15 protein-coding genes are annotated in these 13,269 nt (G+C 60.5%); 6 read left to right on the top strand and 9 right to left on the bottom strand.

Annotated elements, in window-relative coordinates; all coding sequences use genetic code 11:
- The first annotated feature begins 3 nt into the window (after positions 1-3).
- Positions 4-903, top strand: coding sequence for a succinate--CoA ligase subunit alpha (gene sucD, locus P775_RS04585; RefSeq protein WP_099909859.1), 900 nt, complete (start codon positions 4-6; stop codon positions 901-903).
- Entirely contained in the window at positions 900-1,868 is a 969-nt protein-coding gene (locus P775_RS04580) for a 2-hydroxyacid dehydrogenase (protein ID WP_099909858.1), read from the top strand. Before sucD ends, P775_RS04580 begins: the two co-directional genes overlap by 4 nt.
- Before the next feature lie 81 nt (positions 1,869-1,949).
- Here the strand turns inward: P775_RS04580 and P775_RS04575 are convergent, their stop codons facing one another.
- From P775_RS04575 to P775_RS04555, 5 genes are read right to left on the bottom strand one after another with little or no spacing between them, the layout of a single operon-like run.
- Positions 1,950-2,555: an ABC transporter ATP-binding protein gene (locus P775_RS04575; protein ID WP_099909857.1), complete on the bottom strand. Its 606-nt coding sequence runs from the start codon at positions 2,553-2,555 to the stop codon at positions 1,950-1,952.
- Positions 2,552-3,301: an ABC transporter permease gene (locus tag P775_RS04570; protein ID WP_099909856.1), complete on the bottom strand. Its 750-nt coding sequence runs from the start codon at positions 3,299-3,301 to the stop codon at positions 2,552-2,554. Before P775_RS04570 ends, P775_RS04575 begins: the two co-directional genes overlap by 4 nt.
- An 11-nt stretch (positions 3,302-3,312) precedes the next feature.
- Complete coding sequence (locus P775_RS04565; RefSeq protein ID WP_099909855.1) at positions 3,313-4,287, bottom strand: ABC transporter substrate-binding protein; 975 nt, start codon at positions 4,285-4,287, stop codon at positions 3,313-3,315.
- A 30-nt stretch (positions 4,288-4,317) separates the two neighbouring features.
- On the bottom strand, positions 4,318-5,292 hold the full coding sequence (locus P775_RS04560) for a YVTN family beta-propeller repeat protein (protein WP_099909854.1): 975 nt from the start codon (positions 5,290-5,292) through the stop codon (positions 4,318-4,320).
- 18 nt (positions 5,293-5,310) lie between these two features.
- Positions 5,311-6,474: an ABC transporter substrate-binding protein gene (locus P775_RS04555; RefSeq protein WP_099909934.1), complete on the bottom strand. Its 1,164-nt coding sequence runs from the start codon at positions 6,472-6,474 to the stop codon at positions 5,311-5,313.
- Positions 6,475-6,609: 135 nt separating this feature from the next.
- Here P775_RS04555 and P775_RS04550 point away from each other — a divergent pair, with 135 nt between their 5' ends.
- Genes P775_RS04550 through P775_RS04535 form a run of 4 tightly spaced genes read left to right on the top strand, consistent with a single transcriptional unit; the run spans position 6,610 to position 9,408 of the window.
- Positions 6,610-7,113: a DUF3280 domain-containing protein gene (locus tag P775_RS04550; protein ID WP_099909853.1), complete on the top strand. Its 504-nt coding sequence runs from the start codon at positions 6,610-6,612 to the stop codon at positions 7,111-7,113.
- A 6-nt stretch (positions 7,114-7,119) separates the two neighbouring features.
- On the top strand, positions 7,120-7,656 hold the full coding sequence (locus P775_RS04545) for an SRPBCC family protein (RefSeq protein WP_099909852.1): 537 nt from the start codon (positions 7,120-7,122) through the stop codon (positions 7,654-7,656).
- The gene (locus P775_RS04540; RefSeq protein ID WP_245875566.1) at positions 7,610-8,593 is read left to right on the top strand and encodes a YVTN family beta-propeller repeat protein; all 984 of its coding nucleotides are present in this window, start codon (positions 7,610-7,612) and stop codon (positions 8,591-8,593) included. The genes P775_RS04545 and P775_RS04540 overlap by 47 nt, the downstream gene beginning before the upstream one ends.
- A 2-nt stretch (positions 8,594-8,595) precedes the next feature.
- Complete coding sequence (locus P775_RS04535) at positions 8,596-9,408, top strand: quinoprotein dehydrogenase-associated SoxYZ-like carrier (RefSeq protein WP_099909850.1); 813 nt, start codon at positions 8,596-8,598, stop codon at positions 9,406-9,408.
- A 36-nt stretch (positions 9,409-9,444) separates the two neighbouring features.
- On the opposite strand, the gene P775_RS04530 is transcribed toward P775_RS04535, so the two are convergent.
- The 4 genes from P775_RS04530 to xoxF5 form a co-directional block, all read right to left on the bottom strand.
- Positions 9,445-9,993 carry a PQQ-dependent catabolism-associated CXXCW motif protein gene (locus tag P775_RS04530; RefSeq protein WP_281256058.1) on the bottom strand — a complete coding sequence of 183 codons (549 nt, stop codon included), beginning with the start codon at positions 9,991-9,993 and terminating at the stop codon, positions 9,445-9,447.
- The gene (locus P775_RS04525) at positions 9,990-10,838 is read right to left on the bottom strand and encodes a substrate-binding domain-containing protein (protein WP_099909849.1); all 849 of its coding nucleotides are present in this window, start codon (positions 10,836-10,838) and stop codon (positions 9,990-9,992) included. The genes P775_RS04530 and P775_RS04525 overlap by 4 nt, the downstream gene beginning before the upstream one ends.
- A complete protein-coding gene (locus P775_RS04520; protein ID WP_099909848.1) occupies positions 10,822-11,361 on the bottom strand; it encodes a c-type cytochrome, methanol metabolism-related in 540 nt (179 codons plus the stop codon). Before P775_RS04520 ends, P775_RS04525 begins: the two co-directional genes overlap by 17 nt.
- 88 nt (positions 11,362-11,449) lie before the next feature.
- Entirely contained in the window at positions 11,450-13,249 is a 1,800-nt protein-coding gene (gene xoxF5, locus P775_RS04515; RefSeq protein ID WP_099909847.1) for a lanthanide-dependent methanol dehydrogenase XoxF5, read from the bottom strand.
- Positions 13,250-13,269 lie beyond the last annotated feature (20 nt).

The following is a 13,269-nucleotide window of genomic DNA, read 5'->3' as shown; positions in this document are numbered from 1 at the left end:
GCGATGTCCATTCTTCTGAACAAGACCACGCCGGTGATCGTCCAGGGCTTTACCGGACGCATCGGCACCTTTCATGCCGCAGAGATGAAGGCCTACGGCACCAATCTCGTCGGCGGCGTCACCCCCGGCAAGGGCGGTGGCACGCATCTGGATCTGCCGGTGTTCAACACCGTCAAGGGCGCCGTGGCCGAGACTGGGGCGCAGGCCTCCATCGTCTTTGTCCCGCCCCCCTTTGCTGCGGATTCCATCATGGAAGCGGCAGATGCGGGCATCAAATACTGCGTCTGCATCACCGATGGCATCCCGTCGCAGGACATGATGCGCGTGAAACGCTACATGCGCCGCTACAAGAAAGAGGATCGCATGATCCTGACAGGCCCCAACTGCGCGGGCACCATCACACCCGGCGAGGCGATGATGGGCATCATGCCCGACAACATCTACATCCCCGGCCGGGTCGGAATCGTGGGCCGTTCGGGAACGCTAGGCTACGAGGCCGCAAGCCAGATGAAGGCACGCGGGATCGGGGTTTCGACCTCGGTCGGCATTGGTGGCGATCCGATCAACGGCTTTTCGTTCAAGGACGTGCTCGAACTGTTCGAACAGGACCCCGACACCGACGCGGTCGTGATGATCGGCGAAATCGGCGGCCCGCAAGAGGCCGAAGCCGCCGAATGGGCCCGGGCACATATGAAAAAACCGCTGATGGCCTATGTCGCCGGTCTGTCCGCGCCCAAGGGCAAGCGTATGGGCCATGCCGGTGCCATCGTCTCGGCCTTTGGCGAATCCGCGCAGGAAAAGGTTGAGATCATCCGCGAGGCTGGCCACACTATCGTTCCGCACCCCGCAGCCTTTGGCGAAACCGTCGAATCCGTGCTGACGGGCAAGAAAGTAGCTGCATGACCAAAAAGAAGATCCTGCTGACGCGTCGTTGGCCGGACACCGTCGAAAAACGACTGTCCGTCGATTACGATGTCACGCTGAACACCGACGACGTGCCGATGACGATTGACGCCATCGGCGCGGCCCTGAATGACCACGACGCCGTCTGCCCGACGGTTTCCGACAAGCTGCCCGCGTCGATTTTTACGGGCGGCCACCGCGCCCGGATCCTTGGCAATTACGGTGTGGGCTTCAACCACATCGACATTACTGCGGCGACAGGCGCGGGTCTGACCGTGACCAACACGCCGGGCGTGCTGACCGACTGCACCGCGGACACGGCGCTGACCCTGATGCTGATGCTGGCCCGCCGCGCGGGCGAAGGCGAACGCGAGCTGCGCGCCGGGAAATGGGCGGGCTGGCGCCCCACCCACATGATGGGCACGCGCCTTGGCGGCAAGGTTTTGGGCATCATCGGCATGGGTCGCATCGGCATCGCCACCGCCCGGCGGGCACAGGCGGCCTTCGGCATGAATGTGGTGTTCTTCAACCGCAGCGACGTGTCGGCGGAAAAGCTGGACGGGTTGCAGGCGATGCGTCTGGACACGATCGAGGATGTGCTGGCGGCGTCCGATGTCGTGTCGCTGCATCTGCCGGGCGGCGGCGCAAACACTCATATGATGAACGCCGAACGGCTGGCGCTGATCGGGCCCAAGGGCATGCTCATCAACTCCGCCCGGGGCGATGTCATCGACCAGAGAGCCCTGATTGCGGCGCTGCAAGATGGCAAGCTGGGCGGCGCCGGTCTGGATGTGTTCGAGGGCGAACCGGACGTGCCCGCCGAACTGATCGCCATGGAAAACACTGTGCTGCTGCCGCACCTTGGCAGCGCCACAACTGAAACGCGCGAGGATATGGGCAACATGGTCGCCGACAACCTCGACGCCTTTTTCGCCGGAAAGCCGGTGCCCAACCCTGTGTCGTAACCAGTCTCTCCCGATGGTTGCGACCTGAGTGGCCAGAGCGTGTCTCCTCCACGCTCTGGCCTTTTTCGTCAGGACGTCACTTCACAAGACAAGCCTCGGCGCGAGCGATGCCGGGGTGCCGCGCAATTCCAGAATTCGCGCACGCAAGCGCTCGGCCTCAGCCCGGGCATGGGTGACAAACAGGGTCGCCGGTCGCACCTCGGCAATCAGCGTCTCGGTCAGCGCCAGCATCACCTCGGCCGTCTGCGGATCCAGCGACACAAAGGGTTCATCCATGATCAGGAACTCCGGATCGCCCGCAAAAGCCCGCGCCAATGCCAGCCGCCGCTGCTGACCCAAAGACAACTGACCGGGAAACAGATCCGCCTTGCCGCCAATCCCGACCTTCTCCAGCATCCCCCGGGCCGCGTGATCCGACAGGCCGGGATGGATCAGCATCAGGTTTTGCAGGACAGATCGCCACAACAAAAGCGTCGGTTCCTGAAACACGATCGCCATCTTTTCGGGCCGCGTGACCTGCCCCTCGTATGTGTGATCTATCCCCGCAATGATCCTCAGAAGGGTCGATTTTCCCACGCCAGACGGGCCAAGCACGGCCACCGTCTCGCCTCGCTTGATCTCGAAAGCGATACGTCCCAGAATCTGGGTGTCGCCATAAAACTTGCGGGTGACATCGACCTTGATCATGCGATCCGCCAGCGGCGCACGCGCCGTTCCCAAGGTTGCAGGACAGACCATTCAACCACCAGCATGACGATGATGAAGGACAGCGCATAGACCAGCACCATACGCACATCGAACAGCTGGAAATACAGATGAATCTTGAACCCGATCCCGCTTGAACGGCCCAGAAATTCCACCACCAGCACAATTTTCCAGATCACCGCGACACCCGACCGCGCAGCGGCAGCGACAAAAGGCGCCAGCTGCGGCAACAGCACATGGCGCAAACGTGTGACCGGCGGCATGCGATAGACCGTCGCCATGGCGTCCAGATCCGGGCTGAAGGACCGCGCGCCTTCGCGGATCATCGTCGTGACATTGGGCACCTTGTTCAGCGTCACTGCAACAATTGCCGCCGTCTCGTTCAGCCCTATCCAGAGGTAGCACAGAACGATCAGCACCAGCGCCGGCAGGTTCAGAAACACCACCAGCCAGGGATCCAGCCAGCGGTCCACCTTTGGAAACCGCCCCATGACCAGACCCAGCGCCATGCCGACAGTCATTGCCAGAACAAAGGCCCAGATCACCCGAAGCAGCGTATGACCCAGATGAAACAGCAGCTCTCCGGACTGAAGTTCGCGCAGGAACGGCCCGACAAGGGACCAAGGCGTTGGCAGGATCGTCGCATCAGCAGTCAGCGCCGCCGCCACAACCCACAACAGCAAAAGCCCGATAAGCGAGAGCGCCGGAACAAGGCCTTTTTCGATCATCGGGCGGGCTGTCACTTCACATCCGCGAACAGGCCCTCGGGCAGGGTCGTCGCCTGCCCGACCAGCTCTTCGCCCCCCAGATCGGCCATCAGCTGCAGGAACTTGTCGGCACCGTCCAGATCAACCGGCCCGCGCGCGGGTGATCCGGCGATGTAATCGGCCTTCAGCGTCTCGAACTCGGCGTCGGTCCCGGCGTTCATCTGCGGGCGCAACGCCTCCCATACCGTCGGCTCACCGGCCATCAGCGCCTTAGACTCCTGCGAGGCGTCATATAGCGCCTGCGCGATCCCGGGATGGGAGTCGATAAAGCTCTGTTTCATGTAATAGCCAAGCAGCGGCGTTTCGGGATTCAACCCCAGCGCGGTCGAGGCGGCCTCGACCGAAATCAGTTCTCGCATGCCGCCCGCTTTCATCTTGGCCAGAAAGTGCCAGAAGTTGATCGCCCCATCAAGATCGCCCGAAAGACCGGATTTGAAGATCAGCGGCGGCGCCCCAAACACCTGTTCTGTGTCAGCCTTGAGGTCCATGCCGTATTCCTGTTGCGCATAGGCGCGCAGGATCAGCCAGCTCTTGTCCAGCGGCCCGCCCGCGATGCCGATCTTGCCATCCCTGAGATCCTGCAAGGTGCTTGCAGTGCTGTCTTCCGGGACAACCACGCCGCCTACGGCCTTGGAATAGGGAACAAAAACATACTCCTTACCCGCCGCCCGCTGCCGCGCGACCCAGATCCAGTCGGCAACGGCGATATCCGCCTCGCCCCCTTCAACCGCAACACGTGTCGCGCCGTTGTCGGCATAGGGCTGCATCTGCAGATCAAAACCATGCTTCTCGTCCAGAGCGGCGTCGATGATCGTGCTCAGCTCCCAATTCACCGTGCCGATCTGCAGCACTGCGGCGCGGATGACGGGCAGATCCTGCGCCCAGACTCCGGTGGCGGCAATCACGCCGACAAACACCACAGTTGCGAATTTCAGGCTCTTGTTCATCTGTCCCCTCCCAAGGAATGTGTCACCCGATCAGTCCGGTGCGACGACAACGCCCCAGGGTTGCTGCCCCACCTGGATCGACTTGATCGCGGTCTGGTCGGCCACGTCGATCACGGTCACGTCGTTGGAATTGCCATTTGTGGTGATCAGGTATTTCTCGTCCGGGGTAAAGGCCATCTGCCACACCCTTTGCCCCACAAGGATATATTTCACGACCTCAAGCTTTTCGACGTCGATCACCGCCACACGATTGGCCGGTCCCAGCGCCACAAAGGCCCATTTGTCGTCCGTCGTCACCCGCACGCCGACCGGCTGCAGCCATTCCGGCAGAACACCGGGCAGCCCAAATCCGATTTTTGTCTTCAGCGTCGGGGTGCCGTCCTCAGCAATGCCGATAACGCTGACCGTACCACCGATTTCCGAGGTCACGAACAGCAATGTGCCGTCATCGGTAAACCGGGCATAGCGCGGGCGCTGGTCGACCAGCACGTTGTGCTTGATCTTGTAATCGTCGGTGGAAATGAAATGCGCCATGTTCGTCGTCTCTGACGTGTTCACCACCCATTTTGTGTCCGGGCTCAACGCCATACCCTCCGGTTCCACCCCCACAGGGATCTCGGCCAGCACCATGTGACTGTCGGTATCCGTGACGGTGACGAGATTGTCATCCTCGTTGGCGATGTACAAAGGGCTGCCTGTCGGGTTCAGCACGAACTGTTCGGGATCGGGCCCCGACGGCAGGGAATAAAGCTCTTCATAGGTGTCGGTGTCGAAGACTTTAACCTGATCATCATCGCTCGCCGCCACATAAAGCAACTTGCCGTCAGGCGAGATGGTGATGCCACGCGGGCGGTGCCCAGCCTCGAATTCCTTGATCACCTCCCAGGTATCACTGTCGAGCACGCTGACGGTGTTGCCCTTTTCATTGGTCACAAAGACCTTGTTCGCGAAGGCAGGCGTCGCCAAAGCCGCCACAAGCGCGGTCGTCAGGAACAGGTGATGCATTGCAATCCTCCCAGGGATTCAGTCAAAGGCGGTACAGGCGGATTCAGGGTCGTCCAGCCCCAAGGTGTCCAGCGGAGAGCGCTGGTGCAGATAGCCATCCTGCGGCGAGACGCTGACGGTGATGCGCCCGTCATAGAGCAGGATCGGCTGGCGCATCTGACCGTTCCAGTTGCGAAAGGTCACGGCAACGCCCTTGAACGCGGCCAGTTCAAAGGCATCCGAGAGGATGTAGCCGCGCAGCGTGGCAACATCGTTGCTGCCGGTACGTGTCACGGCCTCTCCGATCACGCGCAGGGACAGCCAGACCTGATAATCCTCTTCACGCAGATAGCGCCCGGTCAGGGCCTCGAACCGACGCTGGAATTGCGTGGCCCCCCAGGCCTCATGTGCAGGGTGAAACGACACAGGGCGCAACCCGGCAGAGCCCATCGTCGGTCGAGGCGTCCACAGATGGAACGGCAGATAGGGGGCAAAGACGTCTGATTCATCCGCAGCAATGACGATGTCATGGTCTTTGGCATCCTGAGCAAAAACCGGGATCTGCTTTTGCACCAGCACATGACCGGTGTCGGTGCGGCGCGATCCGCCGGTATCCGCAAACTCCCGCTCCTCGACGATTTTGGCACCGAACTTGCTGGCAGAGGTGCGGTATGACGCGGCCAGCAGCTGATCCGCCGGGTTGGATCCATGGATCATGAACCACCTGGGCCAGCGTTTCCACATGGCGAACTGGGCCACCGCATCCGTCAGCATCGCGCGGCTCGGCGCCACATGCAGCGTGTTGGCGCGGCACTGATCATCGCGCAGGGTGGTATCGCGTGCCGTAGCGTTCAGCAGCAGAACCCCATTCCCCGCCCTGTCGGACAGGCGCAAAAGATCCGGCGCGTTTGCCATGACGATAATCAGCGTCTCGCCCTCGGCCAGCAACGCATCGAAGGCCGCATCGGCCTCTTGCGGCGCGACGCCCACGGTTTTCAGGGTGTAGCTGTGCCCAAGGAACTGACCCGTGGTCATGTTATCCTCTTGCGCAAGCTGTGCGCCGGCAAATCCGACATCCTCGGGCAGCAGGTCAAAGCGGGAAATCGGCGCCAGCGTGGGATAATCAATCCGAAACACCACCGCGCGCACATCAACCGCAAGCGCCTGCCCCGCGACAAGGAAAGACACGCCGAAAATCAGCATGATCCGCAAAAATTTCAAGGTATCCTCCCACCCCTCCTCCGGGGCCTGCCGCGACACTGCCAGAGATGGGCAGCAACCCCTACCAATACTTTTGGAGCATTGCCGCGCCCTGCCGACTGCAACACGATGCAACCCATGAAACATATCATCCTTTCCGTCCTGCTGATGTTCTGCGCAGGGCCGCTTCTGGCGCAGGGCGCCCTTGACCAGCACGGGTCTGTCGCTTTTTTCGGCATCCACTTCACCGACACCTCGACCGAAGGTGCCTATTTCGGCGAACGCCCGGACGAGGCGGAAAGGATCGTACTGCTCGAAGACACAGTAACCCAGGCATTCAAAGAGCAGGGCTTTGACTTCATGGACATCTCCTCCGTCTCCGAAGAGCTTGCGCGCACCTTCAATCCCAGCAATTGTTATGGCTGCGACGTGCGCATGGGGGAAAAGCTGGGAGCGACGTACATCCTGCATGGCCAGGTGCAGAAGGTTTCCAACCTGATCCTGAACATGAACCTGGTGATGCGCGATGTGACCAGCGGAGAGATCGTACGTGGCATGTCCGTCGACATACGCTCGAACACAGACGACTCGTGGCTGCGTGGCATGCGCTACATCCTTAAAAACAACTTCTTCAAATCGTGAGGACCTATGCGACAACTGAAATATCTTCTGGTGGTGCTTGGGCTGATCCTGCCCGGCATGGCCTTTGCCCATGGACCGTCCCGCCAAAAAGTCACCGTGACCGCCGAAGTGGCCGCTGACCCGGCAGAAGTCTGGTCGGTCATCGGCAATTTCCATGACATGAGCTGGCACCCCGCCGTGTTCGAAACCCAAGGCGAGGGCGGCAACGACCTCGAGTCGGTCCGCGTACTGGTCCTTGGCGAAGCGGGCGGCCCGACCATCACCGAGTCGCTGTACAAATACGACGCCGACAAGATGAGCTATTCCTACTACATCGACGACGTCGCCGTCGAAGTGTTGCCAGTCACCAATTATTCGTCCCACCTCACGGTCAAACCACGCGATGGCGGCGGATCCCTGATAGAATGGCGCGGTGCCTTCTATCGTGGCTACCCAAACAACGACCCACCCGCAGAACTGAACGACGAAGCCGCGATTGCCGGAGTAACGGCGATCTATGACGCGGGTATGGCTGCGCTCGTGGAACGCTTTGGCGCACCGTAAGTCCCGCACCGGGACGCTTGTCGCCCTGATGACCCTCGTCGCCACGCAACTGGCGGCGGGGGATTTTGCTTATGTGACCAACCAGAACAGCCAGGAGCTGAGCATACTGGACCTTGACGCACGCACCGAAACCGCGCGTATTTCCATTCCCGGAAAACCCGCAGGGGTGGCGGTGGATCTCAAGGGGCACGTCTTTACCGTTTCACCCGACAGCAAGGTGGTGCGCAGGCTGGATGCGGCCGGCACTATTCTGGCGGCGGCTCAGCTGGACGGCGGGCCAATCGGCGTGGCCTATGACGCGCGACAGAACCTGATCTTCGTGTCGGACTGGTACAATGCGCGGATCTGGGTGATGGACGCTGAAACGCTCCAGACTCTGCAGGTGCTGGAAACCGGCAGCGCCCCGGCTGGACTGACCGTTTCTGAAGATGGCCAATGGCTGGCCTCTGCGGATCGCGATTCAGATCAGGTTTCGATCTTCGATCTTGCCACGCTGGACCTGCATCTACGCCCCACCGTCGGCGCCCGCCCCTTTGGCCTGCGCTTTGCCCCCGACGGGCGGCTTTTCGTGGCCAATGTCGGCACCAACGATATGACTGTGCTCGATCCCGTTTCGGGTGAGGTTCTCGGAACAGTCAAGACCGGGGAACGCCCCTATGGCGTGGCCTTTGCCTTGGGGCGCGCCTTTGTCACCAACCAATATGGCGATTCGGTCAGCGTGATCGACCTCGCCACGCTTGAGACGATCACAACAATCGACGTCGGTGAATACCCCGAGGGGATCGACACCACCAGTGACGGCGCCACCATTGTCGTCGCGAACTGGTTTTCCAACACCGTCAGCCTGATAGATGCCGCCACGCTGGAAGTGGTTGGAGAAATCGAGACAGCAGATGGCCCCCGCGCCTTTGGCACCTTCATTCAGCAGAGGAACTGACCATGAAGCTTACGGCTCTGACCCTGCCCCTGTTGCTGGCATCCGCCCTGCCCGCCTTTGCCTATGATCCCGCCTGGCCGGATCTGTCAGATGCCCTTTATGAAAGCCGAACGCTGAACGACGGCGCGCCCTATATTTCGATCGACGTGCCCTACAGAACTGACAACGATGCCCGCACCCAAGTCGCCGCACAGATCGCGGCGCCCGACGGGCTTCTGCTGGGCAGTGTGACGCTGATTTTGGATGAAAACCCGATGCCGGTATCGGCGGTCTTCACCCTTGAACAGCCCCAGCCGCGGTTCTTCTTTGACGTGACCATGCGGGTCAACGGCCCGACGCCGATGCATGTGGTGGCCGAAACCACCGATGGCCAGCTCTTCGTTGCCGAAGCTTTTGTTAAGACCTCAGGTCAGGGCGCCTGTTCCGCCCCACCGGGCAGCGATCTGAAAGAGGCGCTTGCCACACTCGGCAACATGACCATCGGCATCGACCAGATGTTCGGCACCGGGTCGGGCGACGCGCTCAGCGCCCTGTCCCTGCGCCAGCACCGGCTGGATCTCGACATCTCCCATCCGAGCAATTCGGGGATGCAGATGGATCAGATCACCCTGCTGTTCGTGCCTATGCGCTATGTCGAGGATGTCGCGATCGATCTGGACGGGCGCGGGTATGTGGACCTGACCGGCAGCATTTCCCTGTCAGAAAACCCGCGTGTGTCGCTGGGAATCCCAGGTCAATCGCAATCCGTGGATGTGACCATGACAGATAGCAGTGGCACAGTGACCCATGCAAGCAAACGGCTGACTGGGTATTAAGTGCCAGACAAGCAGCCCGCAATTCCGGGCTGCGCGCTATTCGGCGCCGGGTTCTGGCTCGGCCTTCACCTCTGCCAGCGGATAATCCCACAGCGCCCAGCCATCTGTACCCTCAGGAAGCCAGTAGACGGATGAATAGCCATACTCCAACGCCCGCTTGGCGGCATTCCAAGACATCCAGCAATTTTCAAGACAGAAGAACAGCACCGGGTGATCCCTGTCCCCGCCGGTCACCTTCTCAAGCCCGGCCTGGAAATAGGCGTGATAACTGTCCGCCAAGGCACCATAGCCAACATTCGGCAGCCAGATCGCACCCGGGATCGAATTGCGTTTTTTGTCGCGCCAGAGTGTGCCTTCTGGCAAACCCGCCGGTTTCGGCGCCTGCGGCAGCACATCGACAAAGGCAACATTGCCGGTTTCCCACAGATCATGCGCATCCTCGGGGCCGACCACCGTTGCTCCGCTCAGGGTATCAGGCACCGGGTCGCGGAACTCTTCCATCCGATAGCCGCCCGGTTCCTCGACCGCCCAGGCCGCCAGCGGCAAAAAGGCGCAAATCACCCCCACCGCCAGCCGCGTCGTCACTGCCCGACCACCATCATCTCGGTCCCCATGTCATTGACCAGCGGCACGCCAGCCTCGACCAGCACCGCATTGATCTCATCCTGATTTCGCCGGATAAGCGAATTCAACTTACGCTCCCACACCTTTTCGCCCATGCGAACCCCCATGGTGATGCGAAAGAACAGGCGCGGCGGCAGCGTTTCCTTCAGCAGCGGTGTAACCATCAGCCCTGGATAATCCGCCTTGACCAGCGGCCCCGCAATCGGACCCCAAAGGATCGCCGCCCCGGTGACACCGTCCCGAACATCGTTCAGTAGATCAATGCTTGGCGATTCGTAGCGTCGGTCCACCATAAGGTCATAGGATTTTGCATTCTTCAGCAGGGCATTGCGTGCCATATGCGTCGCGGGCGGACTGCCTGCGATGATGCCGATATCGACCGCCTTGAGCCTCGGATCAGACAGCTGCGTCACATCAGCCAGATCCGACTCCTTCGGCACCACAAGGGTAAAGGCCGAAGTCATGTAATGATTGGTGTTCAGCACCATCTCGTCGCCTTGGGCATAGCCGATGACAACGTCACACTTGTTGGACCCCAATGTGTTGCGCACGAACCCAGTGGCCATCGGATACCACTCATACTGCACCGGCAGGTCCAGCTTGGCCGCAAACAGATCCGCCAGCTTGTTTTCAAAGCCCGTACCGGCCTTGTCGGACATGGGCGCATTGGCGGGATCGGCGCAAACCCTGAACGCGGTCTTGGACACAAGGTCAGAGGTCTGCGCCACACCCGGCCCCGCCTGGGAGAAGAGCAGGGCCGTGACGGCAATGGCACTTGCCAGAGATTTTTCAGCCCATGCAGGCATTTTCAGTCTCTGCAATCAGATCCGATTTTGTGGCTTTCTTGGCGGGACGGCCACGCGGAACGGCTTCCATGCCCCGTGCCTTGAGGTAGACATAGATGTCATCCAGATAACACATGACGTTCTTGTTGTCGCCAAAGTGCGGCATGACCGAGTTGCCGTTCTGACGACCGTTCACAACAGTGTCGACAAAGGCATAGTAATCCATGTTTACGGCAGAATTCTTGATCCTGGGCGCATAGCTCGACCCTTCACCGTCCGGCCCGTGGCAGACGTGGCATTCGGAATGATAGCGCCGGAAACCCGAGAAGGTCAGCCAGTCGACTGTCCCATCATCACCGATGTTGAAGGTCGGGCTGTCATCTTCGCTGTAATACCGCCCATCGTCTTCATAAGAGACGGGAACTTCGGGATGATCCGCAGCGGGATCAACCGCCTGATCGCTCCAGGACTGCGCGCTGACTGCAGCAGGAAGACAAAGAGCCAGGATCGCGGCGACATAAAGGGGGGACGCGGCACGCTTCATGAGGCGGACCTTTCAGTTTGGGGGGGGAACATTTTGAGGAAGGGGCCGACACACCCTGTCGGCGCGTCGGCCCCATTTGGTTAGAACCTTAGTTAGGCAGTTTGAACACGGTCAGCTGACCACCAAGCGCGGTGTAGTCACTGAGTGCGGCATAACCACCCACGGCGCCCAGACCATCGTTCGGGTTGGCCAAACCAGCGGCCAGACCAATACCCGCCCAGCCACCGACACCCGACAGGATGCCAACAAACTGCTGGTCATCATAGGTGTAGGTCATCACGTTGCCGATGATGCCCGACGGTGTCTTGAACTTGTAAAGAAGATCACCCGTGTTGGCATCTACAGCCTTCAGATAGCCTTCAAGCGTGCCGTAGAACACGACGTCGCCAGCTGTCGCAAGAGCGCCCGACCAGACCGAGAACTGCTCGGGGATGGACCACTTGATCTCACCCTTCTTGCCGTCCCAGGCGATGAAGTTACCCATGCCGCCATGGCTTTCCGGTGCCGGATACATGGCCAGCGTCGCGCCGACATAGGGCTGACCGGCAGTGTAGGACACGCGGAAGGGTTCGTAATCCATGCAGACGTGGTTGGTCGGCACGTAGAACAGTTCGGTGTTCGGGGAATAAGCAGCAGGCTGCTGATCCTTGGAGCCGAGAGCCGCCGGGCAGATGCCGGTGGAATTCACGTCTTCGCCATTCTGTTCGGTCGAGTATTGTGCGACGACTTGGGGACGACCGTATTCGGGCGACTCCTTGTCCATCACGACGCCCGTGGTCCAGTTCACGGCCGGGTCGAACTTTTCGGCAACCAGCAGTTCACCGGTCACGCGGTCAAGGGTGTAACCCAGGCCGTTGCGGTCAAAGTGGGTCAGCAGCTTGCGCTCTTGCCCGTCAATGGTCTGCTCCGTCAGGATCATCTCGTTGACGCCGTCATAGTCCCACTCGTCATGCGGGGTCATCTGATAAACCCACTTGGCCATGCCGGTGTCGGCGTCGCGTGCCATGATGGTCATCGACCAGCGGTTGTCGCCAGGACGCTGCGCCGGGTTCCAGGTCGACGGGTTGCCGGTGCCATAATACACGAGGTTCAGCTCGGGATCGTAGGAATACCAGCCCCATGTGGTGCCGCCGCCGATCATCCACTGATCACCTTCCCAGGTGTTCGTGCCCGAGTTTTCGCCAACCGGCTTACCCAGGTTCATCGTGTTTTCGGGATCCATCAGGATGTCCGAATCCGGGCCCATGGAATAGGCGCGCCATGCCAGCGAACCGTCCGAGATGTTGTACGCTGTGAGCGAGCCGCGCACACCGAATTCACCGCCGGAGATCCCCACAAGAATCTTGTCCTTGACGGGCATGACGGTCGCGGTGTTGGTTTCGCCCTTGGACGCGTCGCCGTTTGCCACGGACCATTCGACAGCACCGGTTTCGGCGTTCAGCGCAACAACAGTCGTGTCAGCCTGATGCAGGAAGATCTTGCCGTCAGCATAAGCCACACCGCGGTTTACAGTGTCACAGCACATGACCGGGATAACTTCCGGATCCTGCTTGGGCTCGTACTTCCACTTGATCTTGCCGTCATTGGCCAGATCCAGCGCGTAGACGATGTTCGGGAACGGTGTGTGCAGATACATCGTGTCGCCGATCACCAGCGGCGACCCTTCGTGACCACGCAGAACGCCGGTCGAGAAGGTCCAGGCGACCTGCATGTCTCCGACGTTGTCCTTGTTGATCTGATCCAGCTTGGAATAACGCTGGTTCTTGTAGTCACCGGTCTGGATCACCCACTGACCGGGGTCTTCCATCATCTTTGACAGGTCTTCGTTCGCTGCGGCCATGCCGGCGCAGAGTGCGATCCCTGAAGTCAAAGCAAAAAGCTTTTTCATTTCCAACTCCCTTGTTGACG

Source organism: Puniceibacterium antarcticum (assembly GCF_002760615.1).
Classification (GTDB): domain Bacteria; phylum Pseudomonadota; class Alphaproteobacteria; order Rhodobacterales; family Rhodobacteraceae; genus Puniceibacterium; species Puniceibacterium antarcticum.
The sequence above is the reverse complement of the archived record's forward strand: the minus strand, read 5'-3'. Positions and strand labels throughout refer to the sequence as shown.

What these genes read in the sequence shown, in the direction of transcription:
- sucD (WP_099909859.1), top strand. Translation starts at nt 4, where the DNA reads ATGTCCATTCTTCTGAACAAGACCACGCCGGTGATCGTCCAGGGCTTT.
- P775_RS04580 (WP_099909858.1), top strand. Translation starts at nt 900, where the DNA reads ATGACCAAAAAGAAGATCCTGCTGACGCGTCGTTGGCCGGACACCGTC.
- P775_RS04575 (WP_099909857.1), bottom strand. Translation starts at nt 2,555, where the DNA reads ATGATCAAGGTCGATGTCACCCGCAAGTTTTATGGCGACACCCAGATT.
- P775_RS04570 (WP_099909856.1), bottom strand. Translation starts at nt 3,301, where the DNA reads ATGATCGAAAAAGGCCTTGTTCCGGCGCTCTCGCTTATCGGGCTTTTG.
- P775_RS04565 (WP_099909855.1), bottom strand. Translation starts at nt 4,287, where the DNA reads ATGAACAAGAGCCTGAAATTCGCAACTGTGGTGTTTGTCGGCGTGATT.
- P775_RS04560 (WP_099909854.1), bottom strand. Translation starts at nt 5,292, where the DNA reads ATGCATCACCTGTTCCTGACGACCGCGCTTGTGGCGGCTTTGGCGACG.
- P775_RS04555 (WP_099909934.1), bottom strand. Translation starts at nt 6,474, where the DNA reads ATGCTGATTTTCGGCGTGTCTTTCCTTGTCGCGGGGCAGGCGCTTGCG.
- P775_RS04550 (WP_099909853.1), top strand. Translation starts at nt 6,610, where the DNA reads ATGAAACATATCATCCTTTCCGTCCTGCTGATGTTCTGCGCAGGGCCG.
- P775_RS04545 (WP_099909852.1), top strand. Translation starts at nt 7,120, where the DNA reads ATGCGACAACTGAAATATCTTCTGGTGGTGCTTGGGCTGATCCTGCCC.
- P775_RS04540 (WP_245875566.1), top strand. Translation starts at nt 7,610, where the DNA reads ATGACGCGGGTATGGCTGCGCTCGTGGAACGCTTTGGCGCACCGTAAG.
- P775_RS04535 (WP_099909850.1), top strand. Translation starts at nt 8,596, where the DNA reads ATGAAGCTTACGGCTCTGACCCTGCCCCTGTTGCTGGCATCCGCCCTG.
- P775_RS04525 (WP_099909849.1), bottom strand. Translation starts at nt 10,838, where the DNA reads ATGCCTGCATGGGCTGAAAAATCTCTGGCAAGTGCCATTGCCGTCACG.
- P775_RS04520 (WP_099909848.1), bottom strand. Translation starts at nt 11,361, where the DNA reads ATGAAGCGTGCCGCGTCCCCCCTTTATGTCGCCGCGATCCTGGCTCTT.
- xoxF5 (WP_099909847.1), bottom strand. Translation starts at nt 13,249, where the DNA reads ATGAAAAAGCTTTTTGCTTTGACTTCAGGGATCGCACTCTGCGCCGGC.